The 25,129-nt window shown below is 62.5% G+C and carries 27 protein-coding genes; 3 read left to right on the top strand and 24 right to left on the bottom strand.

Going from position 1 to position 25,129, the window contains the following annotated elements:
• The first annotated feature begins 30 nt into the window (after positions 1-30).
• Positions 31-600, top strand: a complete 570-nt coding sequence (locus C8K44_RS09875) for an N-acetyltransferase (protein WP_109575606.1) — start codon at positions 31-33, stop codon at positions 598-600.
• Positions 601-906: 306 nt separating this feature from the next.
• Here the strand turns inward: C8K44_RS09875 and C8K44_RS09870 are convergent, their stop codons facing one another.
• The 8 genes from C8K44_RS09870 to flhA all read right to left on the bottom strand — a co-directional run bounded on the left by C8K44_RS09870 (position 907) and on the right by flhA (position 6,671).
• Positions 907-1,131 (bottom strand): hypothetical protein, encoded by a 225-nt coding sequence (locus C8K44_RS09870; protein WP_146203924.1) that lies wholly within the window; start codon positions 1,129-1,131, stop codon positions 907-909.
• Positions 1,132-1,365: 234 nt separating this feature from the next.
• Positions 1,366-1,704: an SCP2 sterol-binding domain-containing protein gene (locus tag C8K44_RS09865; RefSeq protein WP_281062989.1), complete on the bottom strand. Its 339-nt coding sequence runs from the start codon at positions 1,702-1,704 to the stop codon at positions 1,366-1,368.
• A 133-nt stretch (positions 1,705-1,837) separates the two neighbouring features.
• Positions 1,838-2,383: a hypothetical protein gene (locus C8K44_RS09860; protein ID WP_109575603.1), complete on the bottom strand. Its 546-nt coding sequence runs from the start codon at positions 2,381-2,383 to the stop codon at positions 1,838-1,840.
• Positions 2,371-2,784 (bottom strand): hypothetical protein, encoded by a 414-nt coding sequence (locus tag C8K44_RS09855; protein WP_109575602.1) that lies wholly within the window; start codon positions 2,782-2,784, stop codon positions 2,371-2,373. Before C8K44_RS09855 ends, C8K44_RS09860 begins: the two co-directional genes overlap by 13 nt.
• A 10-nt stretch (positions 2,785-2,794) precedes the next feature.
• A complete protein-coding gene (locus C8K44_RS09850) occupies positions 2,795-3,343 on the bottom strand; it encodes a rod-binding protein (RefSeq protein ID WP_109575601.1) in 549 nt (182 codons plus the stop codon).
• A gap of 104 nt (positions 3,344-3,447) precedes the next feature.
• The gene (locus C8K44_RS09845) at positions 3,448-3,828 is read right to left on the bottom strand and encodes a hypothetical protein (protein ID WP_109575600.1); all 381 of its coding nucleotides are present in this window, start codon (positions 3,826-3,828) and stop codon (positions 3,448-3,450) included.
• 3 nt (positions 3,829-3,831) lie between these two features.
• Positions 3,832-4,584 carry a flagellar biosynthetic protein FliR gene (fliR, locus tag C8K44_RS09840; protein WP_109575599.1) on the bottom strand — a complete coding sequence of 251 codons (753 nt, stop codon included), beginning with the start codon at positions 4,582-4,584 and terminating at the stop codon, positions 3,832-3,834.
• A complete protein-coding gene (gene flhA, locus C8K44_RS09835; protein WP_109575598.1) occupies positions 4,581-6,671 on the bottom strand; it encodes a flagellar biosynthesis protein FlhA in 2,091 nt (696 codons plus the stop codon). The genes fliR and flhA overlap by 4 nt, the downstream gene beginning before the upstream one ends.
• 970 nt (positions 6,672-7,641) lie before the next feature.
• Between flhA and C8K44_RS09830 the strand changes: the two genes are divergently transcribed.
• The gene (locus C8K44_RS09830; RefSeq protein WP_109575597.1) at positions 7,642-9,036 is read left to right on the top strand and encodes a selenium-binding family protein; all 1,395 of its coding nucleotides are present in this window, start codon (positions 7,642-7,644) and stop codon (positions 9,034-9,036) included.
• 121 nt (positions 9,037-9,157) lie between these two features.
• Positions 9,158-9,784 carry a hypothetical protein gene (locus C8K44_RS09825; protein WP_109575596.1) on the top strand — a complete coding sequence of 209 codons (627 nt, stop codon included), beginning with the start codon at positions 9,158-9,160 and terminating at the stop codon, positions 9,782-9,784.
• Between the two features lie 53 nt (positions 9,785-9,837).
• Here the strand turns inward: C8K44_RS09825 and C8K44_RS09820 are convergent, their stop codons facing one another.
• The 16 genes from C8K44_RS09820 to fliF form a co-directional block, all read right to left on the bottom strand.
• Positions 9,838-10,137 (bottom strand): hypothetical protein, encoded by a 300-nt coding sequence (locus C8K44_RS09820; protein ID WP_109575595.1) that lies wholly within the window; start codon positions 10,135-10,137, stop codon positions 9,838-9,840.
• Positions 10,138-10,385: 248 nt separating this feature from the next.
• Positions 10,386-12,029 (bottom strand): MFS transporter, encoded by a 1,644-nt coding sequence (locus C8K44_RS09815; RefSeq protein ID WP_109575594.1) that lies wholly within the window; start codon positions 12,027-12,029, stop codon positions 10,386-10,388.
• Positions 12,030-12,207: 178 nt separating this feature from the next.
• Entirely contained in the window at positions 12,208-12,474 is a 267-nt protein-coding gene (gene fliQ, locus C8K44_RS09810; RefSeq protein WP_109575593.1) for a flagellar biosynthesis protein FliQ, read from the bottom strand.
• Complete coding sequence (gene flgD / locus C8K44_RS09805; RefSeq protein WP_109575592.1) at positions 12,471-12,884, bottom strand: flagellar hook assembly protein FlgD; 414 nt, start codon at positions 12,882-12,884, stop codon at positions 12,471-12,473. Before flgD ends, fliQ begins: the two co-directional genes overlap by 4 nt.
• Positions 12,884-13,324 (bottom strand): flagellar biosynthesis repressor FlbT, encoded by a 441-nt coding sequence (gene flbT / locus C8K44_RS09800; protein WP_109575591.1) that lies wholly within the window; start codon positions 13,322-13,324, stop codon positions 12,884-12,886. The genes flgD and flbT overlap by 1 nt, the downstream gene beginning before the upstream one ends.
• The gene (flaF, locus tag C8K44_RS09795) at positions 13,321-13,668 is read right to left on the bottom strand and encodes a flagellar biosynthesis regulator FlaF (protein WP_109575590.1); all 348 of its coding nucleotides are present in this window, start codon (positions 13,666-13,668) and stop codon (positions 13,321-13,323) included. The genes flbT and flaF overlap by 4 nt, the downstream gene beginning before the upstream one ends.
• A gap of 25 nt (positions 13,669-13,693) precedes the next feature.
• Positions 13,694-14,737 carry a flagellar hook-associated family protein gene (locus C8K44_RS09790; RefSeq protein WP_109575589.1) on the bottom strand — a complete coding sequence of 348 codons (1,044 nt, stop codon included), beginning with the start codon at positions 14,735-14,737 and terminating at the stop codon, positions 13,694-13,696.
• Positions 14,738-14,741: 4 nt separating this feature from the next.
• A complete protein-coding gene (gene flgK / locus C8K44_RS09785; protein ID WP_109575588.1) occupies positions 14,742-16,196 on the bottom strand; it encodes a flagellar hook-associated protein FlgK in 1,455 nt (484 codons plus the stop codon).
• Between the two features lie 33 nt (positions 16,197-16,229).
• Positions 16,230-17,486 carry a flagellar hook protein FlgE gene (locus C8K44_RS09780; protein WP_109575587.1) on the bottom strand — a complete coding sequence of 419 codons (1,257 nt, stop codon included), beginning with the start codon at positions 17,484-17,486 and terminating at the stop codon, positions 16,230-16,232.
• A gap of 65 nt (positions 17,487-17,551) precedes the next feature.
• Entirely contained in the window at positions 17,552-18,220 is a 669-nt protein-coding gene (locus C8K44_RS09775; protein WP_109575586.1) for a response regulator transcription factor, read from the bottom strand.
• A gap of 213 nt (positions 18,221-18,433) precedes the next feature.
• Complete coding sequence (locus C8K44_RS09770) at positions 18,434-19,024, bottom strand: transglycosylase SLT domain-containing protein (RefSeq protein ID WP_109575585.1); 591 nt, start codon at positions 19,022-19,024, stop codon at positions 18,434-18,436.
• Positions 18,954-20,222 carry a flagellar hook-length control protein FliK gene (locus tag C8K44_RS09765; protein WP_109575584.1) on the bottom strand — a complete coding sequence of 423 codons (1,269 nt, stop codon included), beginning with the start codon at positions 20,220-20,222 and terminating at the stop codon, positions 18,954-18,956. The genes C8K44_RS09770 and C8K44_RS09765 overlap by 71 nt, the downstream gene beginning before the upstream one ends.
• Positions 20,219-21,547 carry a chemotaxis protein MotC gene (locus C8K44_RS09760; RefSeq protein ID WP_109575583.1) on the bottom strand — a complete coding sequence of 443 codons (1,329 nt, stop codon included), beginning with the start codon at positions 21,545-21,547 and terminating at the stop codon, positions 20,219-20,221. The genes C8K44_RS09765 and C8K44_RS09760 overlap by 4 nt, the downstream gene beginning before the upstream one ends.
• Positions 21,544-22,839 (bottom strand): MotB family protein, encoded by a 1,296-nt coding sequence (locus tag C8K44_RS09755; protein ID WP_245417434.1) that lies wholly within the window; start codon positions 22,837-22,839, stop codon positions 21,544-21,546. The genes C8K44_RS09760 and C8K44_RS09755 overlap by 4 nt, the downstream gene beginning before the upstream one ends.
• On the bottom strand, positions 22,836-23,456 hold the full coding sequence (locus C8K44_RS09750; RefSeq protein WP_109575581.1) for a hypothetical protein: 621 nt from the start codon (positions 23,454-23,456) through the stop codon (positions 22,836-22,838). The genes C8K44_RS09755 and C8K44_RS09750 overlap by 4 nt, the downstream gene beginning before the upstream one ends.
• Positions 23,456-25,102, bottom strand: a complete 1,647-nt coding sequence (gene fliF, locus C8K44_RS09745; protein WP_109575580.1) for a flagellar basal-body MS-ring/collar protein FliF — start codon at positions 25,100-25,102, stop codon at positions 23,456-23,458. Before fliF ends, C8K44_RS09750 begins: the two co-directional genes overlap by 1 nt.
• Positions 25,103-25,129 lie beyond the last annotated feature (27 nt).

The raw sequence follows: 25,129 nt of genomic DNA, 5'->3' as shown, positions 1-25,129 counted from the left end.
ACAGTTCTCCGCTCGTGAAGGATCGCGGACATGCATATCGAAAAAGAAATCACTAAGACCTCGCCCGGCTTCATCATCGTTGCCGAAACCTTTGCCGACATTCCGGCGCGCGAAGCTTTGCTCGACCGTGCCATGGGCCCGAAACGGCGCAAGAAGTCGTCGGAGAAGCTCCGGCGTGGCCGTCGTCCATCCGAGGGCCTTGCTCTTATCGCGCGCAATGCCGATGGCTCGGTCCTTGGTACCGTGCGCTTGTGGGACGTGCGCCTGGGCGAGGGCGGTCCGGACGCCTTGCTGCTTGGCCCTCTCGCGGTCGATCCCACGATGAAGAGCGGCGGCATCGGCTCGGCGCTGATGCGTCATGCCATCGCCGAGGCTGGCCGTCTCGGCCACGGCGCCGTCCTTCTGGTCGGCGACGCCCCTTACTATGCGCGCTTCGGCTTCTCGGCTGAAAAGACAGGCGCGCTGGCCATGCCCGGACCTTACGAGCGCGACCGGTTCCTTGGACTGGAACTCGTCCACGGCGCTCTCGATGGCGCAAAGGGCGTTCTGAAGGCCGCTGGCCGCAAGCTCAGGACCGAGCGCACGCGTATCGCGGCCTGACCGGCCGTCAGAGCTATCCCCGAGCCGCTCTGCGGTTCGGGGCGGGCGGAAAGCATGTCGGCGACAGCGCCATGGCGGTGTCCACCGAGCAATCCAAAGATGGCTGCTTCGGAAGGGGCGGGCGCGGGGTTCGCGGCCGATCCTCGTCCTGCATCCCAAACAGTACGTTGGCGCAGCCGGTTAGAAACATCGTGCATAGCAATGCCGTCACCACTGCTGCGAAGCGGTTTCGTTTCACCGTCATACTCCAATGTCGGGCTTTGGGAGGCAGTGGCGCGCCGGGCCTCCCGTGAGGCGCGGCGTCCATCAGTCATTGTTCGTCGATGTAGAACCGGTCATCGCCATGGCGTGGCCGCCGCCGGTCATGGCAGTCAGGGTGCCGGTACCGGTCAGGTCCACGCCAGCAGTCGACCTGCTCGGCGAATGGCGGACGCGGAGGCATGGGGGGTAGCGGCGGGCGAGGATGATAGCGCGGATAGTCTCGCCCATGGCGCGGTGGATAGCGCGTGTCATCCCAGCGGGGCGGGCCATAGCTGTCGTCCACGCAGCCGGCGAGAACTGCCGCACACAGCGTGGTAGCCAAGGCAATCAGTCGGTGTTGATTCACATGATACTCCAGTCGCATTCAGTGACCGGAGCGCTGTGTGCGCCAATGATTACAGCTGCATTACGCGCTGGCGCTCGTGGCGTGTAGGATTGTGCAATGCAAAAAGGCCCGGCTGAACACCGGGCCTTTTGTTAGTGGAATGATCTAAGGTCGACGGATCAAAGCAACTGGCTCAGACCCATGGCCACCGACATGTCGCCCTCGACCTTGATCTTGCCGGTCATGAACGCCATCGTCGGGTTCAGATCGCCAGCGATCAGCGATTCAAGGTCGTCGAGCGACAGCTTGATGGTGCAATCGGCCGGTGCGTCGGTCGTCGAAATGGTTGCGCCGTCGATGACGATGACGCCATCGCTGCCGGTGTCGAACTTGATCGAGCGGTCAAAGCCGGCGCTCTCCACCTTCGCCTTGATCTTGTCTGCGACTGCCTGAATGCTCATGGCTCTCTCCTGGTCATTTCCTGAAAGGCGCTTTGCGCCGGGCCTCCCCGGACCAATCCGGATGGAGCCGGCCCGGGTCACAGGACTGCATTGCCTATAGCTGGCGGTTGACGTTTACGTCAACGTTGAATTGACAAAGATGGCAGCTCGAACCGGCTTCTGCGGCAGCCCGAACAGACTGCCAGTTGTCTCAGTGTGCCGTCGCCGGGCTTGCGTCGGGCTTGGCGGATTCGGTCGCGGCGGCGTCCGCGGCGGAGGAGCGCTTGCGGACCGCGTTGTCGCGGACGTCGTCCGGGGTCAGGAAATCGATCTGCTCGACCATCACTTCATGCACCAGCTTGGAACCGATGCGCGTGTTGATGCTGTCGCGGATGCCATTGCGAAATGCGTCGAGGTCGAGCTTGTCGTACTGGGTAAAGTCGATCTGCGGATTGCCGTAGAGATACGAATAGACCTGATCGACGAGCAGAACGTCCATCGGCACCGACATCTTGGCGGCTTCCTTGGGCTCGACGGTGTAGACGAGGCGCGTGAGGAAATAGCCGTGCACGCGCTCGCCACCGAGCAACGGCACCGAGATCACGTCAGTCTTGACGTAGTCGAGACCGCCGAGAAGCGGTTTGTTCGCTTCGTCGGCCGGCAGGTTGGCGGCGGCCTGGAACGAATAGAAGACCGCGCCGAGGGTCACGGCGACAATCCACAGCGCCGCCGCGATGAACTTGATCACCGGGCCCATCCGAATTCGTTGGCCGAATAGGTGCCGTCCGTCTCGGAACGCTGGATGGCGTCGCGGAGGAGGGATGCGACTTCGCTGACAGCGCTGAGATGGGCGAGGATGGCGCGCTCATTGGCAACCAGCTTGTCGCGCAGGCGTTCGACGCCGACCTTGAGTTCGCTCGGGAACTCGCCTTCGACCAGACCCTTGGTTGCGCGGGTCAGTTCGTAGAGATAGCGGCTCTTGCGCGCATTCGACGCCTTGATGTCGAAGTGGATGTCGGTGCGGATCGCTGAGGTTTCTTCCTCGACCGCATCCTCGATGCGGCTGATGATGGCCGCCACATTGCCAGGCCGCGCGCCGGTGTCGCTCAGGTCGGCCGTCGCGGGAAGGTCAGGCCTGTATTCGGAGATATCCGACATATCTTATCCTCTAGGATTTGTTGTCAGTGACGGAGCCGGCATGGTCGCTTCCAAGCGACTGCACCATCTTCCGCTGCATTTCCTGGATGAGCGCAGTCGCCTGGCTCGTTTGTTCGTCGAGCGCGGCCTGGTCGGGGCCGCCGGAGACGCCGCTGACGGGCACCGCCTTTTCGTTTTCGATATAGTGGTCGCGCATCACCGCCTTGGCGATGCCGATACCGCCGGCATCGGCCGTCTGGTTCGCGAGGTGTTCGGCCATCAGCGACTTCCACATGTCGCCAGCCATACCCTTGCCGTAAACGCTCTCGGTGTTTTTCGGCATCATGTTTTCAATGAAGGTCTGCAGCACCATGGCTTCGAAGCGCTTCATTGAGGCGTCGGGCGAGGCCTTGTCAGGCTGGCGCGTGAGGCCGCCGGTAACGTCGGCTTCGGTAAGCGAGAAGGTTCCGGCGGGGCCGGCAGTCCGGTTGGCGAGCGCGGCGCGCGCGGCCTGGATGCCGGACGGCTCGACCGCCTTGGCAACGTCCAGAACAATGTCGCTGGGTGGGGAGATGGCCAAAGCTGGCTCGCCTTTCCGGAGTTTGTGTTACCGCTGATTGTGGCGGATCAAGCTTGTGGCAACCTTACTTGTCGCTAAAGTGCCGCTCGCCCGGACGTTCGTGGTCATTCACTGGGCTTTCTTTCAATAATTTCGAGGCGTTCGCGGTCGGCGCTGTCGCGCTCATCCTGACGGCGGACGTCGCGATAGGCGCGCTCGACCATGTTGGTGCGGGCTGTCGCGGCGGCGATCTTGCCAACCTCGACATTGGCAAGGCCAAGATTGAGCTGCTGCTTGTTGATCGCTGCCGAGATGCGCCGGTGATATAGTTCCGGAAACAGCTGCGACATGCCGCCAACGCTGTTGAAACTCTGTGTCAGGTCCTGCACTTCCGTTTCGGCTGCGATCGCCTGGGCGACGAAGCCGGCATGGCGTGTCTCGTGCAGCGCCTTGAGCTGTTCCTGCACGACGACAAGTTTTTTCAGACGATCCCTGCGCGAGGCCAAGCCTTATCTCCCAACGGTGATGTCGACGAAGCCGTCGGCGAAAAGGCTGAGCATGGTGGCGATGCCGAAATACATCAGGATCAGTCCGCCGGCGACGACGAAGGGCAGCGAGATGAAGTAGACCGGGATCTGCGGCGTCAGCTTGTTGACGAAGCCGATCGTCAGGTTGACCAGGATCGCATAGGCGACGAACGGGCTGCCGAGCCTGAGCACGACCATGAAGCTTTCCGACAAGGTGTCGGTGACATCGACCAGAGCTGCCTGCGGGTTGAAGAACATGTTGACCGGCGCAACCTGATAGGAGGCGACCAGCGCTCGGACGATCTCGTGGTGGAAGTTGAAGGCGAAGAGCAGGATCAGCGCGGCAATCGAAATGATCGAGGCGAGTGGCGCCTGCGGTTCGTTTTCTTCGATGGCATGGCCGCCGACGCCTCCGAAGCCGACGAGCATGGCGATCGCCGAGCCCATGAACATCAGCGCCAATATGTAGAGCCTGGCCATCAACCCGATGAGCCCGCCGATCAGGAGTTCGGACGCGATCATCGGCATCAGCACGCCGGGGCGGGCGTCGACGAAGGGAAAAATCTGGTCCCAGAGGTGAACCAGAAGCCCGCCGGTGGCTGCGACCGCGACGAACAAGCGGACATGCATGGGCACGCGCACGCTTGAAATGCCGGGCATCAGCATGAAGCAGCCGCCGATACGACAGAAGGCGAGGAACGCCGCAAGGACCATGCCCTGCGCGGCGGCATTCATGAGACGGTACCGAGCACGCGCAGTTCGACGCCCTTGGCGATCTCGACATGGCTGAGCACCGGCAGTGTGGGGAACAGCCGTTCGATGATCATGCGGACGTAGGGCCGGGCGTCGGGCGCGGTGACCATGACAAAACGCTCGCCCGTCTCGAGATGGGTGCGGATCGCCTTGGAGGCCTCCTGGCCGAATTCCTCGAGCTGGCGCGGGTCGATGTCGAACTCGCGTATGTCGCCCTTGGCGTCGCGCTTGAGGCTCTGGTGGAATGCAAGGTCCCACCGGTTGCCGAGACGCAGTACCTTGAGCACGCCGCTCTCGCTCAGATCGCCGCAGATCTGCTGCGCCATGCGGATGCGGACATGCTCGACGATCTGCTCGGTGCGGCGGACATGTGGCGAGATCTCGGCGATGGCCTCGATGATGAGGTGGAGATTCCGGATCGAGATGCGCTCGGCAAGCAGCAGCTTGAGCACCGCCTGCAGGCCGGGATAGGTGATGTGCGAGGAGCAGATCTCGTCAGCAAGCTTGCGGTATTCCGGATCCTGGCGTTCGAGCAGGGCCTTCATGTCCTTGTAGGACAAGAGCTGCGGCAAGTTGTTGCGGATCACTTCGGACAGGTGGGTGAGCAGCACAGACATGTTGTCTGCGAAGGTGAACTGCTCGCGCTTCAGGTCCTCGGCGAAGGAATCGAGCACCGAAAACGCGCGCATGCCGAAGGCCGGCTCGCGAACTTCCTCGCCCGGAATGTCGGGCAGGTCGCGCGAGCCGAGCAGCACCATGATTTCGCCGACACGCATCTGGTATTCGGCGACGACAGTGCCGTGGACCTTGATCTGGTAGCTCTTGGGCGGGATCGAGAAATCGTCGGTCATGCGCACTTCGGGAACGACGAAGCCGTATTGGGTGGCGAACTTCTTGCGCATCTTCGACATGCGGAAGGCGAGTTCCTGATGCGTGGCAAGCAGGCGCGTCGACAGTTGCTTGCCGATCAGCAGTTCGATCTCGGCGGTGGCGAGCGACGCCTTGACCGAGTTCTTTTCCTCTTCGACCTTGTCGGCCGCTACCTGCTCCTTTTCGGCATTGGCCTCGGCGATGCGGCGGTTGTGGCGCATCGGGATGACATAGCCTAGCGCTGCCATGCAGGCGGCGAGCGAGATGAACGGGAACATCGGCAGGCCAGGCATCAAGGCGAGCAGCAGCAGCAAGCCAGCCGCGACGTAGAGCGCGCGCGGATAAGCGCCGAGCTGGCCGAAGACGGCCTGGTCGGCGGAGCCGCGGGTGCCGCCCTTGGACACCAGCAGGCCGGCGGCGAGCGAGACGATGAGCGCGGGGATCTGGGTGACCAGGCCGTCGCCGACCGACAGCTTGATGAACACGTCGGCGGCTTCGCCCATCCCCATGTCGTGGCGGAAGTAGCCGATAGCGATGCCGCCGACGATGTTGATCGCGGTGATCATCAGGCCGGCGATGGCGTCGCCACGGACGAATTTCGAGGCACCGTCCATCGAGCCGAAGAAGGAGCTTTCTTCTTCCAGTTCGCGGCGGCGCAGCTGCGCGGTCTTGTCATCGATCATGCCGGCGGAGAGGTCGGCGTCGATCGACATCTGCTTGCCGGGGATGGCGTCGAGGGTGAAACGCGCGCCGACTTCGGCGATACGTGTCGCACCCTTGGTGATGACGATGAAGTTGACCACGATGAGGATCAAGAACACGATCAGGCCGATGACGAAATCGCCGGACATGACCAAGTTCGAGAAGCCCGAAATGACGTAGCCGGCGGCGTGCGTGCCTTCATTGCCATGCGACAGGATCATCCGCGTGGTGGCGATGTTGAGCGACAGCCGCAGCATGGTGGCGATCAGCAGAATCGTCGGGAATGACGAGAAATCGAGCGGGCGCTGGATCCATAGCGCGACCATCAGGATCAGCACCGAAATGGCGATGGAAAAGGCGAGGCCGACATCGATCAGGAAAGCCGGGATCGGCAGGAACAGCACCGCCAGGATGATGACGATGCCGATGGCGAAGAAGACGTCGCGTCCGCTCTTGTTCGCCGTGCCTTCGCCCGAAATGGTTTCGCTGATCGCCATTGCTGCTTCCGATCGAATCCTGCCGCGAGCCAGTGCCACGACGCGTCGACCCTATTGCGCCAAGCTTGCGCGAGGGTGGGAGGGAGGAGCGGCTCCCTTGTGAGAGAGCACCAGGGCGGCTGGCGTTGTCATCCCGGGCGAGCGCAGCGAGACCCGGGACCTATTGACCCGCACGGCCGGGTTCTAATTTCAGATCCGGTCATGAAGTGCTCCCCAGGCGACGACCCGGCTGTGCTTGACGATGTTCGAGCCAATGGGTCGCGGCTCTCGCTGCGCTCGCCCGGGATGACGGCGTCAGCGCTGGCGCCAAGCTTCATCCCCGCCACGCTCGCCTTCGCGCCTGGCTATTGTCAAAGAGCACTCCCTTTCAGGAGGTGGTTCGGGAAGCGGGGCGCGAGGCCGTGCCTTCCGATAGTAGATTTGTGGCGCGAACCTCGCGTCCCACTCGGTGTTCTTGCCCCGCTCAGTCGCCTCAACGCTTTCGCGCCGCCAGCCGCCGCAAGGCCCGGGCTTGGGGGCTCATCACCCAGCAGGAGATCCGACCTCCTGCCAGCCCGGCACCGGCGCTTCCCCCCGCTGCCCGGTGCGCACCGGAGTCCCGTGGAAGATCGCGAGGTCAATGATACGGCACGTCTGGAGGGCGTGGAAAAACGGGGGCCGTCTATCCACGGTGATTGCTGACAGACTTCCTGACAAGGCAGTGGAAATGCGGAGCCATTAGCAAGATGCGCGGAGCAACATGCGTCTTGTCGACTGCCATTGCGATCCTATGACAGCTCCAACATCCAGCAATCACGACGGCCGGTTTTTCTCGGACCAGCAAGCGGCAACCGGTGCTGACCTTCCGCTCAGGTTCCTAGCATCAGCCGACTTGATTGGACACTTCGTCCCTGTGGTGCGAAAGTCGCTCGCAGGACCAATTCCGGGGGCAACGCGCAAAAATCAGAAATGATCAAGAGAGGGTTTCATCATGGCAACCTGGCAACCTGATCCTTCATTCTATCCCTCGCCAAGAATGGCCGCGAAGGCGCCGAAAGAGACGCTGGCCTATGTCGCCGCCTTCGACCCGGACCGGAGGAAACCTGACGCGATAGCTGTCGTCGACGTAGACCCCAAATCCCCGTCCTATTCCCAGATCGTCGGCAAGGTCGACATGCCGAATGCCGGCGACGAGCTGCACCATTTCGGCTGGAATGCCTGCTCGTCTTGCCTTTGTCCCAATGCGCCACATCCCCACATGGAACGGCGCTATCTTGTGGTGCCCGGCTTGCGGTCGTCGCGGCTGCACATCATCGACACCAAGCCGGATCCCAGAAACCCTGAGATCGTGAGGGTCATAGAGCCGGAAGAGATCGCTGAGAAGGCTGGCTATTCGCGCCTGCACACCATCCATTGCGGTCCGGAAGGAATTTATGTGAACGCGCTTGGAAACGCCGAGGGCAAGGCGCCAGGCGGCATATTCCTGCTGGATTCCGGGAGTTTCGACGTTCTCGGCCAGTGGGAGATGGACCGGGGACCGCAGCAGCTTGCCTATGACTTCTGGTGGCATCTCGGTCACGACACCATGGTGACGAGCGAATGGGGAACCCCCGATACATTCGAAAACGGGCTCGTTCCAGAGATACTGCTGGGCAGCAAATATGGGCGCAGGCTGCACTTCTGGGACCTGCACAAGCGCAAGCATCTGCAGGAGATCGACTTCGGCGAAGAACACCAGCTCGTGTTCGAATTGCGCCCGGCGCATGACCCGACCAAGGCTTATGGCTTTGTCGGCTGTGTCATCAGTCTCAAGGATCTTTCGGCTTCGATCTGGACCTGGTACCGCGACGGCGACAAATGGGCGGTGAAAAAGGTGATCGAGATCCCCGCGGAACCAGCGGATCCGGACCTGCTGCCACCCGTTCTCAAGGGCTTCAATGCGGTTGCCCCACTCGTCACCGACATCGACCTGTCGATGGATGACCGCTTCCTCTATGTGTCCTGCTGGGGCACCGGAGACATGATCCAGTACGACGTGTCGGATCCGTTCAACCCGAAAGAGGCCGGCAGGGTCCGCATAGGCGGGATCGTGTCGCGGGCAAGCCATCCAAAGGCGAACAATGGCGCGCTCAACGGCGGCCCGCAAATGGTCGAAATCAGCCGGGATGGAAAGCGGGTCTACTTCACCAACTCGCTCTACGGCGCCATCGACCCGCAGTTCTATTCCGATGGCATCGACGGGTGGATGGTGAAGCTCGACGTTGGAGAGAATGGCGGGATAAAGTTCGACGAGGATTTTTTCGTCGACTGGCCAAAAGGGCATCGGCCGCATCAGGTGCGCTTGGAGGGAGGTGATTGCTCGTCCGATTCCTACTGCTATCCGTGATGAGCTCGCCCGCCTCGCAGCGACGAGAGCGCCGTGAAGGACGCTATGAGTCTCTGAATCCAGGCATCGTGCATTCCGAGGATCGGATCGGATTTTCGGCCAGCCGCTGTATTGGCGTAGCATGATTTCCATCTCGCCTTGGCTGGTGCTTGCTGGCCTTGGAGCGTTTCACGGCCTCAACCCCGCCATGGGGTGGCTGTTTGCTGTTGCGCTCGGGTTGCACCGCGAAAGCCGACGCACAGCGCTGCTAGCTCTAATCCCCATCGCGCTCGGGCATATGGTTTCGATCGGTGTCGTTGCGATGGCTGTGTTGACGCTTGGCCTGGTCGCTGACCAGCGTTCGTTGGAAACAGCTGCCGGCATGGTGCTCATCGGCTGGGCCATCTTCCATGCCACATCCGGTCACAACCATAGGGTCAGGATCGGCATGAAAACCGGGATGATGGGGCTTGGCGTCTGGTCGTTCCTGATGGCGACCGCCCACGGGGCCGGCCTGATGCTCGTGCCGGTGCTCATCCCGCTGTGCCTTTCGGGCAGCCCGGCTAGCGATTTGACAGCTGCTGGATCGCTGCCCATCGCGCTGTCGGCGATCGGCGTGCATATGGGGGCCATGCTTGCAGTGATCCTGGTTGTCACTGTTTGCGTCTATGAATGGGCAGGCCTTTCATTCCTTCGCCGTGGATGGATCAATTTCGATCTCATCTGGATCGCGGCCCTTACAATCACTGGCATAGTGCTGATCGTTTAATCCAATTCAGCCCGGCCGGCGGACGCCCGACCGGGCCAATTCATTGAAAACTGCTACTTTGTGGCGTGAATGATGATGGATCCCATGGAGACTTTGGGGGCATCCACATTGATGCCTGCCGCATTTTTCGAGATCCACTCCCTGGCGAGCTTGACACTCTCTTCGGTGCCAGCCTTGTCGTGGCAGACCGTCATCGACAGCCCACCTTCGCCATCACTGCTACGGGCAAGCGTATAGCTTTCAAACCCCTTGACGGCGCGCATGAGCTTTTCGACTTCTGCCTTGTGTTTTTCCAGCAGCGAAAAGAGCTCTTTCGAGCCCTTGCCTGTGTAAGTTCTGACAACGACATCCATGATGGGCTCCAATCCTGAGAATGCGTTCGTCGCCCGAACGCGCATCGTGGAAAGCATCGATCCAAACCAACGGCTCCGGTCCTGCTGACCAATGCGCCGGATGGTGCGCGCGTCGATTTAATATTACAATTTGCTAATATGATCTATCGAAGGTCGAGCAAATACCGACCTCGCCAGCGGCCGTAGTTCCGAGCTCGTGAGCGCCGTTAAAGCTGGTCCTGTCCGAACTGGATCTGACGACCCATGCTTTAATGCAGCTCGATGTGGCCCTTGTGCGTGCCGAGTGCCGCGGCGAGGCTGGTCGGGCGCTCGATCAGGCGGTGGACGCGTGGCGGCTGAGCACCGCTGTGCAGCGCGCGCAGCTTGTCGCCGATGACGGCGTCGGCGTGGGTGGCGCGCTGGTTGTGGCGGATGTATTCGAGCCAGGTCGGCGTGTGGTAGCTCTCCACCCAGATCTCGGGGTTCTCCAGATCGCGCGACAGCGTCCAGTTGCGGGCGCCGTCGCGGCGTCGCACGCGGCGCCTTTCAGTCATGGCATCGAGGAAGGCGCTGACGTCTTCCTCGCGGATGATGAATTCGATCGTGATGACGATGGGGCCCGAGCGCGGCCGGACGTCGAGGGCCAGATGCGGCTCGCGGAAACGGTTGAGCGGATCGAGATTGAGGGCCGTATGCTCGGGCAGCGGCAGCAGGAAGCCGATCGCCGCTCCTGCCAGCATGACGATGCCGGCGACGATCAGCGCGGTGGCCGCGCCGTTGCTTTCGGCGACGAGACCCCAGACCCAGCTGCCCAGTGCCATGCCGCCGAAGGTCGACATCTGGTAGATCGACAGCGCGCGGCCGACGACCCAACGCGGCGTCGACATCTGTACGGTGATGTTGAAATGTGAAAGTGCCAGCACCCAGCAGGCGCCGCCGATGAGCAGGCCTCCGCTGGTCAGCCAGGCATTGGAGCTCCACGCGGCAATCCAGCTGCATAGCGCAAAGCCGAGGAAGGCCGAACGCACGATGGTTTCGCTCGACATGCCGCGGCGGATGCGGCCGGAAATCAGCGCGCCGCCGACGGCGCCGATACCGAAGGCGCCGAGCATGATACCGTAGGTCAGGGGCCCGCCTGCAACGAGGTCGCGGGCGACGAGCGGCAAGAGCGCCTGGATGACGACGGCGGTAAAGCCGAAGGCAAAGCTGCGGAGAAGCACCTTGCCGATATTGGGCGACATGGCGACGTAGCGCAGGCCCGCACCCATGGCCTGACCGAGCGTTTCGCGCGGCAGCGGGTTGGCCGGATACTGCGGGCGCCAGCGGAACAGCACGAAGATGATCGCGAAGTAGCTGAGCGTGTTGACGGCGAAGGCGGCGGCTGCACCGGCGGTGGCGACGATGATGCCGCCGATGGCCGGACCGACGCTGCGCGTCATGTTGAAGCCCATCGAATTGAGCGCGACCGCCGCCGGCATGACGGGGCGGGGCACCATGTCGCCCACCGACGCCTGCCAGGACGGGTTGTTGAGGGCGGTGCCGCAGCCGATGAGGAAAGTGAAGGCGAGCAAGAGCCACGGCGTGATCACGCCGAGATAGGCGGCCAACGTCAGCAATGCGGAGACGGCAAGCATGAAGCATTGCGCAGTCAACATGACACGGCGGCGGTCGTAGCTGTCGGCAAGGGCGCCCGATGCCAGCGAAAACAGCATGATCGGCAACGAAATCGAGGCCTGGACGAGTGCCACCATGTCCGATGACGTGGCGATCGAGGTCATCAGCCAGGCGGCACCGACCGACTGGATCAGGCTGCCGAAATTCGACGCCAGGCTGGCGAACCAGACCGAGCGGAAAATGCCGTGCTTGAACGGGGCAAGTGCCGAACCCTGCTCGTACTGGTGGTCATCGTCCATGCGCTGATGCCGGCCGGGCCGGGTGCCCCTCGTGTGAATGAATCGTTGTTAGACGACTAGACCATGATCGGCGGGCGCGGTGAACCCATTTGTATGGAGCAGGCATGGGCCAGCAGCGTCGCTGCTGAGGTCCACAGCGGGAATCCAGGGGAGGCCGGCCCGCAACGACCGCCTTTTGTCAGAAGCCGTTTTCGATGCGCTCGAAGATGACGTTGGTGAAGCTTGAAATTTGGGCACCTATGAACGGGCCAGTGAGCGCTACCACCAGGAAGATGGCGACGATCTTGGGCACGAAGGTGAGCGTGATTTCCTGGATCTGGGTCAGCGCCTGGATGAGCGCGATGCCGACGCCGACCAGCATGGCTGCCGCGACCGCTGGCGCGGAGGCGGTGAGCACGGTCCAGATGGCGTACTGGACCAGGTCGAGGGCATCGGCTTCGTTCACGCGGCCGTCGCCTTGACGGTGACGCCGGGAGCCATGGTGATCTGCTTGCCGTCGGTGAGCACGGCAATGACGCCATCCTTGGCGAGACGCACTTCGGCGACCTGGCCTGATGTCTTGCCGTCGGCTGAGGTGACCGTGCGCCCGATCAGCGCGTCGGCCTGGGCGAGCGCGGACGACTGCAGGATCTGGTCGAGCCGCGAGTTCATCTGCACCGACTGCTCGACCTGCGAGAAGGTGGCGAGCTGCGCGACGTATTCGGTCGAGTCCATCGGTTTGGTCGGGTCCTGGTTCTTCATCTGCGCCATGAGCAGCTTGAGGAAGGACTGGTAATCGACCGAGGCCTTGGCGCCGGCCGACTTGGTACCGGTGTTGGCGCCGACAGGGGGAGTAGTGGTGAAATCGACGGGCATCAGAAAGAACCTCCAGCGGCGATGGCGCGTACGATTGGCTGCTGATCGTTGCCAGTCATGATGCGCTGTTCGAGTGGATAGAGCGAGCGGAGCGTCTTCAACGCCTCGTAGACATGGTCCTCGGCGACGAGGCGGTCGATGTGCTTCAGGCTCGAAAGAATCTCGGCGTTGTCGAAGGTGGCGAGCAGCAGCGGCAGCGAGCGGCGGAACATGTCGCGTGCCTCGACGGCCCCCTGGGGGTCGACCAGCATGACCTGCAGGATGAAGTAGAGCTGGCGCAGAGGAGTCGACGCCTGGTCCGGCTGCAGGACATGGCTTTCGAGCAGGAACTGCGCGTCGTTGAGCAGTTCAAGCGAGGCCTTGCGGTCGATGCGGACGACGGCGCCGTTGATGTAGATCTTCTCGTTGGCCTTCAGCGAGATCTTCAGCGTGTTTTTCATTGTATGCCGTCACGGATGATCTGCGAGACCTCGATCAGGCCTTCGAAGTTGTCGGTGCGGCCCTGGCGGATGTCTTCGCACTCGCGCAGCAGCCACAGGCCGATGGAGATGAGATTTGCGCGCAGCTCCTTGGGAAGCGCGTTCTCGGGGCTGCCGAGGTCGTCCAGCAGCGATGTCCACACACGGTTGGTGAACATCAGCGCGTCGATGGCTTCCCGGGAATTGGGGCCGACTTCGCTTGCCCTGGTCAAAAGATCGATCGAACGGCTGAGAAGCTGGCGTTCGCGATCCTTGGCGTCGGCAATCGAGTCGTCCTGGATATCGGCATAGGAAAATTGATACATATGCGTCCCGTTGGTTGCCGTCAGATCAGAGGAATTTCATCAGGCTGAGCTGTTGAATGCGGGCAGTCAGGGCGTAGGATTTCTCGATCATCGAGATGAGATCGGTTACGCGCGTCGCCGCTTTTTCGGGGTTCACGCCCTCGGTTTCCAGGATGTAGCCTTCGTAGAGGTCCTGCTGCATTTTCAGCCGCTCGGTGGCACCGCTGACGCGCTGCTCGATGATGCCGGTTCTCGCTTCGAGCTGGCCGATGTCGCTGACAGCCGCGCCGATGGTCGCGACGCCGCGGGTAACGAGTGCCGCTCGAGCCGCGTCGCCGACATTGGAACCGAGCAGGTCGCTCATGACCACCGAGATCATCGCGATCTTGCGTATGCCCATTTCATTGGCGCTGACCGAGCTTTCCGTCGTCTCGTTCAAAGTGATGCGGCTGGTAATGCCCTGATCGGTGGCATTCGACCATGTGCCCTGCCAACCGGAGCCGAGAAACATCGGTTCGACCTTGGTGGTCATGAAGCTGTCCATCTGGGCAGCGGTGATGTTCTTGGCGGCCGGGTCGTTCTGCGTGAAACCGAAATGGGTCTGGAAAGCGGTGTCGAATGCCACCTTGCTCGGCGAACCAGGCTTGAAGTCGTTGAACGGCTTGACGTCGGTATTGGTACCGGCAAACAGATATTCGCCGTTAAGGCTCGTGTTGAGCACGGCCGTCATGGTTTCGAGCGTCGCCCGAGCTGTGTCACGCGTCTGTCCGTAGGTAGCGTCGCTGGACGCGCTGGTTGTCAGGCTGGCCAGCAGGGACTGGGCGGACGCGCCGATCTGCTTGAGAGACTTCTGCGTCATCGACAGGCGCGACGCCACCAGAGCGTTGGAATCGACAATGCCACCCAGGCGTTCGTGGTCGCGGTTCAAGGCGACCGACTGGGCCGTGCGCGCGCCTAGCGCCAGCCCGGTGTCGGCGACGAAGCCACTGGTGGCCTCCTTCTGCGCTTTGATGAGCGCCGACTGCTGGCGCATCATCGAATAGCGCAGCGCGTTGGTGACGGCTGAAGTGGAAACGAAGGTGGTTTTCATCGTGCTACCTCACCGCTGCCAACAATGCACTGAGCATCTCGTCGACAGCCTTCAAGAGCCTCGCCGAGGCTTGGTAGGCGTGCTCGAGATCGAGCATCAGCGACATCTCGATGTCGACGTTGACAGCTGTTTCGCTGGACAGCGCCTCGGCCGTACGGACCGCCAGTGCTTCCTTGCTCTGGGTGGCGCTATCGGCCTGCTTGCGCATGGCTTCGAACCAGCCAATCGAATTGGTGGTGAAGCTGCTGAGGCTGGAGTTTGCGGTGATGCCGGCCGCCGGGTCAAAGACCATAGGCTCGTCGATGCGGTTGCCGTAGGAAATCAAAAGATCAGCGTAGGACGCGTTGTTTGCCGTATTGGCGATGTAGGACGCGCCGTTGATGCCGCCGTCGCGCAGGAGCTTCGGGTTGCCGCCGACAGTCGGGTCGACCGCAGGATTGATCTTGATCTGACGCGCGAGGCCGTTGATGAGCGTACCGGCCGGCGGAACGGCGGGGCCGCCCGACCAGGTGAACAGGCCAGCCTGGTTGGCAAGCCCTGGCGCTGACTCGGAGAAGGCAGTGATGAGGCCGCGAGCGGTTTCGTCGAGCTGGGCCTGCATGGTGTTGGCGACGCTGTCGCGCAGTTGAACCAGTCCTGCGAGCTTGCCTGCAGCATCGGTGTTGGCGCCGGTTCCCGGCTGGATGGGCACCCCGTCGATGTAGACCTTGCTGCCGGCCATGCCTGGGGCAAAGCCAGGCGACTGCTCGAAAGTGACGGCGCGCGGCACGGTCTCGAACAGCGTCGCGCCTGATGCCGTGGTGATGACCATGTCGTTGTCGCCACGCTTGAAGGTCGAGATCGGAACGATCTCGGAAATCTTCTTCAAAATGGCGTCGCGCTGGTCGAGGGAATCGTTGACGTCGCGCGCGGTGCGGGTCCCGGTCATGATGAGCTTGTTGGCCTGTTCGAAGTCGGCCAGCAAGGTATTGAGGTCATCGACCGCTGTGGCGATTTCGCCGTCCGCCTCGGTGCGGATCTTCTGGATGGCATCGGTGCCATCGTTCAATGAACGTACGACCTGGCGGGCGGCATCGATCGCTGCCGTTCCGAGGTTCTGGTTGGAAGGCGATGCCGCATAGAGCTGCAGCGCCTGCTGGAACTTCCCAAGCACGGTCGCCGGCGAACTCTTGTTGTCGGAGCCGTTGACGTCGAGGGCCAGCTTCTGCAGGCCTTCGAAGAGCGTGTTCTGGCCGGAGAAATCGGCCAGAGCTGACAGGTTTTGGCGAAACAGCAGTTCGTTGGTCGCCCGCTGGATCTCGACGACGCGCGCGCCGGGACCGGTGCTGGTGAGCACCGCCGTGCGGCGCGCGTAGTCTGGGTTCGATGCATCCGCGACGTTGCGGGAAACCGTGCTGGTCTGACGCGACGTGTTGCGAAGCGCAGATTGAGCGATGCTAAGGGCAGATGACAACGACATGCTGAATCTTTCGCGGACTGAGGCCCGTCAGTCCTATCTCTTCAGGTTGACGAGGATATCCATGAGGTCTGCCCCGGTTTGGAAGACCTTGGAGTTGGCGGTGTAGTTGCGCTGGGACTCGATCATGGCCGTGAGTTCCTCAGCGATATCGACGTTGGAGTTCTCGACAGCTCCGGAAACCATCTTGCCGCGGCCGCCTGAGTCGGCGAAGCCGATCTGGACCTCGCCCGAGTCAGAGCTTTGCGAGAAGACGTTGCCCGATTGCTGGATGAGCCGGTCAGGGCTTGCCACGTCTGCCAGCGGAATCTTGAACAGTGGCTTCATCGAGCCGTCCGCGTACTGGGCGTACATGGTGCCGTCGGTGTCGAACTGGACGCGCTCGATCGTGCTCGGACCGTTGCCGTCCGTCACCGCCTTGGTGACCGTGTAGGGCGAGGCGAGCTGGGTCATCTTGGACATGTCGAGGGTCATTGGCGCACCGCCGGGCACGGTGAACGACAAAGTACCTCCGCCGGTCAGCTTGCCGGTGGTGCCGTCGAATGTGAGGGAGTCACTGTCGAGCAGACCACCTGCGGCGTATGGGAACGATGACGTACCTGACGCAGCCTTCGACTGGTCGAACACAGCTACATCCCAAGTGTTGGCGCCTGTCTTGGTATAGTAAACGTCGAGAATCTTCTTGGCGCCGAGATTGTCATAGACCACCATCGACGATTTCGAGGTGTAGGTCGCGCCAGCAGCGTTGCCGCTCGGCAGCGGCGGGGCGACGACAGCGGCGTCGCTGGGCAGGTTTGCGGTGAAGATGCCGTTCTTGGTCGGAAGCGCGGTCAATTCAGTCGCGGAAATCTGGACCGGCACAAGTCCTTCGAAGCCGTTGGCCGTGGCTGCTGGAACGCCGTTGGCGTAGCTGTAACCCATCAGCTGGTAGCCGGCGGCGTTGATCAGACGGCCCTGGCCGTCCGGCACGAAAGAACCGGCGCGGGTGAGGAAAGGCGAGCCGGATGCGTCGCGCACGACAAAGAAGCCGTTGCCGTCGACCGCAAGATCGGTGGTCGACGTTGTGTACTGCAGCGCGCCCTGCTTGCTGATCGAGTTCAGCACGTTGGTCGTGACGCCGCCTGAATTGTAGCTGCCTGGCGTGCTGGGCAGGACCAGTGACGAGAATTCGGTGAATGCGCGCTTGTATCCGGTCGTGCTCGAATTCGCGATGTTGTCGGCGACCGTCGACAGCCGGTTTGCCTGGGCAGCCATGCCCGAAACACCGGTTCGCATCATTCCGTAAAGGCTCATCGATGGTCTCCTCAAATCTCATGCCACGATAATGAAGCTACGCGGCATGACTTGCGCGAGGCTGGTCAGACGACCAGCCGGTAGCCGAGGAAACGTTTGGAATCGATCGGGTCGTGTCCCAGACGCTCGCGCAGCTTCTTGCGCAGCTTGGAGATGTGGCTTTCTACGACATTTTCTTCGACTTCTTCGTCGAACACACCGTAGATCGCGTTGAAGACCTGTGTCTTCGTGACTCGGCGGCCGCTGTTGCTTGCCAAATATTCCAGGATTCGGCGTTCGCGGCGCGGCAACGGCATCGGCTCGCCATGGATTTCGGGGTCGCGGCCATCCATGAAGATGCGCATCGCGCCGATCTCGGTGAAGCCGGTGTCTTCCTGGGCCCGGCGGCGGATTGCCGAGATGCGTGCCAGGATCTCCCGGATATGGACAGGCTTGCGGATGACGTCATCGACGCCCGACTCGAAAAGCTTGAGGGTGTTCTCGAGATTGTTCTGTTCGCTGAGCGCGATGACAGGAGCCTTGGTGCGATCGCGCAGCTGACGAGGAGAAATCAAATCCTCGTTGCAATCGCCGATGAGAAAGGCGCGAACCGAGCGCAGATCCTCTTCGGGAGCGCTGGTGACCCATTCGCCGAACTCGCCCGAGCGGAAGCCCGCGCAAGCCACACCTTCCCGGTCAAAAAGTGAATTATATCCTTTGGTGACGAGCTCGCGCTCGTCGACAACAACAATCATCGGCCCCGCCTTCCGAATCAGAAAAAATGCCCCGTTAACCAATCGGTAATGGGTCGGGAGCAAGGCGACCAATCGTGAATTCTTGCCACTATTTTTTTGGGAGTCAGGAATCGCATGGGTTGAAACGGCTGCACGACATGCGTGCATCCTGTTTCATCATTTCGAAGCTGGCTGGGGTCTCGGCTCGCGGCCGGTTCAACGTGCCTCGCACCCCTAGGGGTTGCAGAAACTCCGGGCGTTGTCGGTCCAGCGGCCGAAGCCTGTGGCGACCATGTTGGCGATGACGCGGCAGACGTAGCGCTTCTGGGCCGGGTCGTTGTTGGGGCCGGCATGATAGCGGGCGACGGCCATCGACCAGGACTCGTGGCGGCTGTGAAGACTGACCAGGAATCGCGCGGCGTAATCGACATTGCGACGGGGATCGAGCATGTCGCGCACCGACCGGAACTCGGCGGCATGGTAGCGATGGTTGATCTGCATGCAGCCGAGATCGATCAGGGTCTTGCCCTCGCTGCGGGCAGCCTCAAAAGCTGCAAGAGCCTCTGCCGCATTCTTTGGGAAGACGGCTTTTCCTTCTATATTCAATGCGTTGGGTTGAAGACTCCCCTTCTTGCCGGTCTCTGTCAAACCGACGGCATAGAGTATCCCCACCGGCACGCCATACCGGTCCGCGGCGCGCAGGATCTCCGGTTCGCACGGATTGGCGGAGGCGGCAGCCAGGCCCGTCGAAGCGCTAGATATAGCGGCTGCTGTCAGCGCGATCAGTGCGAGGCGACGAAATGTTGCGTGCGTTGCCGTCTTCATTTGCCGCTCTCCCGCCGTTACGTCCATTGCCTGTATTGCCACCCTCGCTGCCTGTTCCACCTGGCTGGAACGACGGCTGGTCTCGGCCGCCGGAGCCCTGGGATGCCGCGTCGCCATCGCCGCGTGCCTGGGCCGACGCGTTCGACTGAGGCTGCAGGATGGTGACGCGGTCGACGTCGAATCCGAGACCTCGCAGCGCTGTATTGATCGCCTCGCGGTCGGCGGAAAGCCTGTGATACGCCTCGGCATTCTCAACTTGTATTTCAACTGAAAGTTGTTGTCCGGCGAGGTGAAGATTGGCTGTGACCATGCCCAGTTCGACCGGACGCAACTGGATCTTCAAGACCTGTGCTGCCGGTGCATTTGTGGCGCTGGACTGAAGCTGCTGGACGGCACTTGCCGCGGCCGTGTGGCGTGGGGCAGCCGAAGCGATTTCCAATGCCAACGCGCCTGTGGTGCTGTTGGCACCCGAGCTTGCGGGAGCGGGGATCGCCTGCTCGGAGATGACGCTGACGCGGCTTGTGACGGCAGGCTGATCGGCCTGCTTTGCGGTAGGACGGGCAGGCTTGTCGAGCGCTGTGTCCACGTCTCCCGGGTTCGCCGTCGCTGTCGTTCCGGGTTGCGCTGTCGTTGTAGCTTCGGAAGCGGGCGCCAATCCCGGCGGCAACGACGTAGCAGCGGAGGACGTACGCGCTGAGGTGACCAGGGCTGAACGCTCGCCTTTGGGCACATCCCCGGAAATATCAGGCTGCAAAGTTGCATCGCCAGTGTCGGCGTCGGTGGCATTTGCCGGTGCAGCGTTGGCCGGCTGGCTGCCCGCCTTGCGCAGCTCGCTCAAGGCAAGCACCAGGGGCATTGCGACGTCCGCAGCGTCTGCTTTGGAGACATCCTTGGCTGGCGCATCGGGAAGCGGCAGTTCCGCATCCTGCGCCGGCTCCGCATCGGCCGGAACATCGCCTTCAGCGGTTGTCGCGTCTTCGGCACCATGTGGGTTAGGCGCGGCAAGCCGTTCGGCAAACTTGTGCAGCCCTTTTTCACGGGTCGCATCCGCGCCCTTCGGCTGATCGTCCTTTTTCGGCGACATCAACGCGCTGTCAAAATCGGACTGCTCGTCATTGCCCGGGAGGGCGTTGCGGTCTGCCACCGATGCATGTCTGGCGAGCGGGCTCACCAGTGCCGAGCTGATGCCGTCGGTCATTTGGGGGAGGCTCCGAGAAGTTCGTCAATGGATTCGAGCGTGCGCCGCGCTTCGATGACCTTGGGGTCTTCTGGCTCAGCTGGCGGCTCTTGCTTCGTCAACGGCACGACCCTTGGCGCGGTTGCGAAAGCCGGTTCCTGGGTCGTGGTCAGTGGAGTGGTATCTGATGCGTCGATGGCATCTGGAACCATCGGGTCGGCTACGGGCGACGGGATGTCGAGCGGCGGCGGCGGCAGATCCGCTATGTCGACAGGTTTCTTGGCCGCCGGTGCGGCCGGTACAGCCGAGGTCAGCTCGGATGCAACCGCCTCGACAGCGTCGAGCAGGGCGCGGTCGCCCTTGGACAGCTTGTCGCGATCGATGCCGCCAAGCTTGCCCAGCATCTCGGCGGCGTTGCCCGAGGTGATGGACGAAAGACCCGAATAGAGCTGAGTGCGTGGGTCGGCATTGTTGCGCTGGCCATCGCGGCCTTGCGCAGCCTTGGCGGCGGCAAACGCGGAGAGATCGCTCAAGCCGTCGATCGCGGCACGACGGGCGATACGCAGATAGACAACCTTCTCCTGCTCAGCATCCATCATCGCAGTGATTTCTGCAACCGAGTCGAGATTGACCGAGGCATGAAGCGTGACGACGCCGGCGACGAAGGCATCGGCGAACTGGCTGGCATAGGGCGAGCGCAGATAGCTGCGGACATATTGGGTCGACGTGCGTAGGAAGCGGCCGCCGTCCTCTAGCTTGCTGGCAAGCGCCACCGAACGGCGCAATGCGGCTTCCTCGACCAGCGTGCCGGGGCTGAGTAGCCGGGCCTGGTCGAACAGTTTCATTGCCTTTTCGGGCTCGTCGGCGATGCTGACCGAACCCTTGACCAGGGCAAGGAAGGCACCCAGTTCGGAGGTCAGGCTCAACGGATCGATCGAGGCGAGTGCCTCGACAGTGCCCTTGGGCTTGCCCCTGAGGTAGTCGATGACGCCTTGCGCCAGCTTCTGGTCGGCCTCGTCCAGTGTCAGCCGCGACACTACTTGTTCGATGGTCAGCGGGTTGCCGCCGCTCATGGCGTAGATCAACAGCGCGCGGAAGTTCTTGATCTCCTTGAATGCGGCCGGATCGGCCGTGCGCATGCGCTCGTCGGTCATTTCAAGCAGGCGGCGCTGCAGCGGCAGCGAGGCCTGGTCGCCTGAAGCGATGCGGTCCTGCAACAGCTGCAGGCAGCGCACGAGCTGGTAGGGCTCGAGCGCCGGCGCTTCGCTGGCGCGCGCTTCGCCTGCTACGCCCGTGGCGACCAGGGCGATGAGGGCCGCACCTGACAGGGTCGCCGCGAGCCTCATTCAGGCTTCTCCAGCAGGATTTCGATGCGCCTGTTGGTGGCCGAAAACGGCTCGGTGGCGTCTTTCAGCTTGCGGTCGGCGAAGCCCGCGACCTCGGTGATGCGCTTATCGTCGAGCCCGGCGCGGACCAGCATGTAGTAGGCAGAATGGGCGCGCGCGGTGGACAGCCGCCAGTTGTCATAGCCGCCGCCACGGAACGGACGGGCATCGGTGTGGCCGTTGATCGACACGTTGCCCTCATGCGCCGAGATGGTCTTGGCGATCTTTTCCATGGCGAGCACGAGTTGCTTGCGCGGCACGGCGGAACCGATCTCGAACATGCCGAAGTCGAACTGCTCGGTAACCGAAATGACGACGCCCCTGTCTGTGGCGACGACGGAGACGCCGTCAGGCAGGTTTGGACCTGACTTGATGGCCTCGGCGAGTTCGCGCCGGATGGCGTCGGCATCCTTGATGGTGTCCTTGCTCGGCGCATCGTCCTTGGGCTTCGGCTTGTCGGCCATTGCTTCGGCTTCGGCAGCCTGCGATTTTGGTGCGTCCCCGGGCTTTGCGGTTTCAGGTGCCGACGTGACCGGAGCAGCGGTCTTTGCCTGTGGTTCGGGAGCCTTTACCGCTTCTGAACTCACGGAACGCTCGGTCTTGTCGCCGGGCTTTGCCGGCTCGCCTTCGATCTTGGCACGCTCGGCGCTTGCCTCGGCGGCGGGTGTGGCGACCTGTTCGGTCCAGAAATCTGGCGCGAAGGGATCGCGGTAGGCTTCGCCGCCGGTAGCGCCGCTCGAGGGGCCAGCGTCCTGGGCACCACCGTCACCGCGTTCGGAGACATTGGCCTTGGCGCCGGTTTCCTGGGCGATTTCGGCGAGAACGGCGTAGGGATCGTTGAACAGGTGCTCGTCGGAACGCTTGACTATGTCGGCGGAGTCGGCCGAGTTCTTCTCGGTGGACGGGCCGGCATTGCCACGGCCGTCGCTGCCGGCCTTGCCGCTCGCTTCCTGCGGATCCTCGGCCGTGAGGCCGACCGAGTTGGGACCATCGCCAAGGTCTTCGAGACCCTTGCGGCTGGCGTTACGGTCGACCAGCTTCACCGGATTGAAGTAGCTTGCAACAGCTGCCTTGGTCTGTTCGTTGGCGGCGCTGATCAGCCACATGACGAGGAAAAAGCACATCATCGCCGTCATGAAGTCGGCGAAGGCGATTTTCCAGGCGCCGCCGTGATGGCCTTCGTCGTGATCGGAATGGGCACGCCGGACAATGACGATTTCGTGCCGTGGCTCGGTGCCGTCTGTCGCGCTCATGGCAAGGTCTCGGAAAGCGCCGAAGACCATTCGCCAAGGCGGGTCTCAAACAGGTTGTCGTCGATCGAAACGGAGAGATCGAAGCCGACGGCTTCGATGAAGTCGACATTGTCGGCGCGTCCGCCGATGGCGACGGTTAGCGCATCGAACAGGAACTGCGGGCCGCTGACCTTGATGCGCACCGCTTCGCGATCAGCGCAGGCCGCGATGATGGCTTTGGCCAGGGCATCGATGGAGCGGCTGCGGATGTCGTCGCTGACCAAGGTAGCGACGACGCGGGCGGCAGCATCGGTGGCGAGGTGGACAAGGCGCGTTTCCATCTCGGCCATGCTCGTGGCGATGGCAGCACCGGCGTGAGCCCCGAAGCGAGCGCCGAACTCTGCCATTTCACCAGCATGGCGCTGACGCTCGGCTTCGAGAGCGGCCTCATGCTCTTCGGCCAGACGCGCGGTGAGTTCCGCCTCTGCCTGGGCTACCGCTTCAGCCACGATTGCGGTGATGTCAGGATCTGGGACGGCCTTGGGATAAGAAACGGCGTCCGACGCTTCGGACTCGACGCCTTGAGGGGCAAGTGGCGCGAAGTCGGTCAGCCGTTCGTAAAGCGCTGCGATCGACATCAGGCGGCGACCTCTTGGCCGGCCCATTTGCGGAGGATCAGCGCGGTGCGCTCTTCATTGATGTCGACCATGCGGGCGAGGCGGTCCTGCGGGGCGGGGCGCAGCTTGTTGCGCAGGTCGTCCATCGCATGCGGCCGCTGGTCGGCAAGGGCCGCGGGTTCCTCCTCTTCGAAGGACGCCATGCCTTCCGGCGTCGGCAACGAACGCTGCATTTCCTCAAAGCTCGGGCCGGCAAAAGCGGGGGCTTCCGCGGGGCGCGAAAGGGCTGCAGCCATCGGCCTCAGGCCGAAGAAGGCGACGAGGAAGACAACAACGATGAAGGCGGCGGCGTTGATCAGGGTGCCGGCATGCTGGCCGACGGAGTCGAGGACGCCGGGGCTGGCGACCACTTCGCCGTCGAGGCCGTCGATGAACTCGACCGCCGAGACGTTGATGAGATCTCCGCGCTTTTCGTCGAAGCCGGTGGCCGAGGTCACCATCTTCTGGATGTCGGCGACACGTGCGGCGATGGCTTCGGGCGTTGCGTCCTTGCCGAGGATCGCTGCCAGGCGCTGCTGGTTGACGACGACGGCGATCGACATCTTGGTCACCGAATAGCCGTTGGAGACGGTGGCGATGCGCTTGGAGTTCATCTCGTAGTTGGTGATTTCTTCCTTACGGTCGCTTTTCGAACTCGATTGCGGGCCGTCCGTGGCGGCGCCCGCCTCGGCGTCCGGCAGGTTCTGTTCGACGGTCGCTGGCGTCGATGACTGTCTCTGGTTGGAGTCTTCGTTGGCGCGGACGACCTGGACGGAACGCTCCACGCGCGATTCCGGATCGAAGATGGTCTCTTCGGTCTGGCGCGAATCGGTGTTGACGTCGGCCTTGACGCTGGCGCGGAAATTGTCGGGTCCGAGATAGGCGGTGAGCGCGCGACGGATGTTGTCTTCGATCTGGGTCTCGACGGTGCGTTCGACGCCGATGGAGCGCGCTGCACTTGAATTGTTGGGATCATCGCCAGCCGCAAGCAGGTTGCCGCTCGAATCAAGCACCGTCACGCGTTCGGCGTCGAGGCCGGGTACGGCAGCGGCGACGAGATGACGGATCGACATGGCGCTCTTGTCAGCGTCGACGCTGGAGGCGCGGATGACGACCGAAGCCGACGGCTTTTGCTCGTCGCGGCGGAAATTGGCGCGCTCGGACATGACGATGTGGACACGGGCGGCCTTGATGCCGGTGATCGACTGGATGGTGCGGGCGATCTCGCCTTCCAATGCGCGGACGCGGGTGACCTGCTGCATGAAGGAGGTGAGACCGAGCGAACCGACGTTGTCGAACAGCTCGTAGCCGGCGTTTGCGCTGGTCGGCAGACCCTTTTCAGCGAGCAACATACGCGCCTGTGCAGTATTGCCGGCTGGTACCAGGACAGTCGTGCCGTCGGATGCGACGTCGAAGCCGATGCCGGCCTCGCCCAGCACCATGCCAATCTGGTTCACGTCGGAGCGTTCGAGCCCGACATAAAGTGTCTCGTATGCCGGACGGTTGAGATAGATGGACGCCACGCCGACGATGGCGAGGACCAGCGCTGCGATGCCGCCCAGCATGGCGAGCCGGCGTGGGCCGAAACTCCTGAGATTGGCGACGATGCTCTGTAACTGTTCGGGCACGTGCGTAGGTTCCCCGCAAAACTATCC

Source organism: Aminobacter sp. AP02, from assembly GCF_003148805.1.
Lineage (GTDB): Bacteria > Pseudomonadota > Alphaproteobacteria > Rhizobiales > Rhizobiaceae > Aminobacter.
This window is presented reverse-complemented; position numbering and strand designations above follow the sequence as displayed.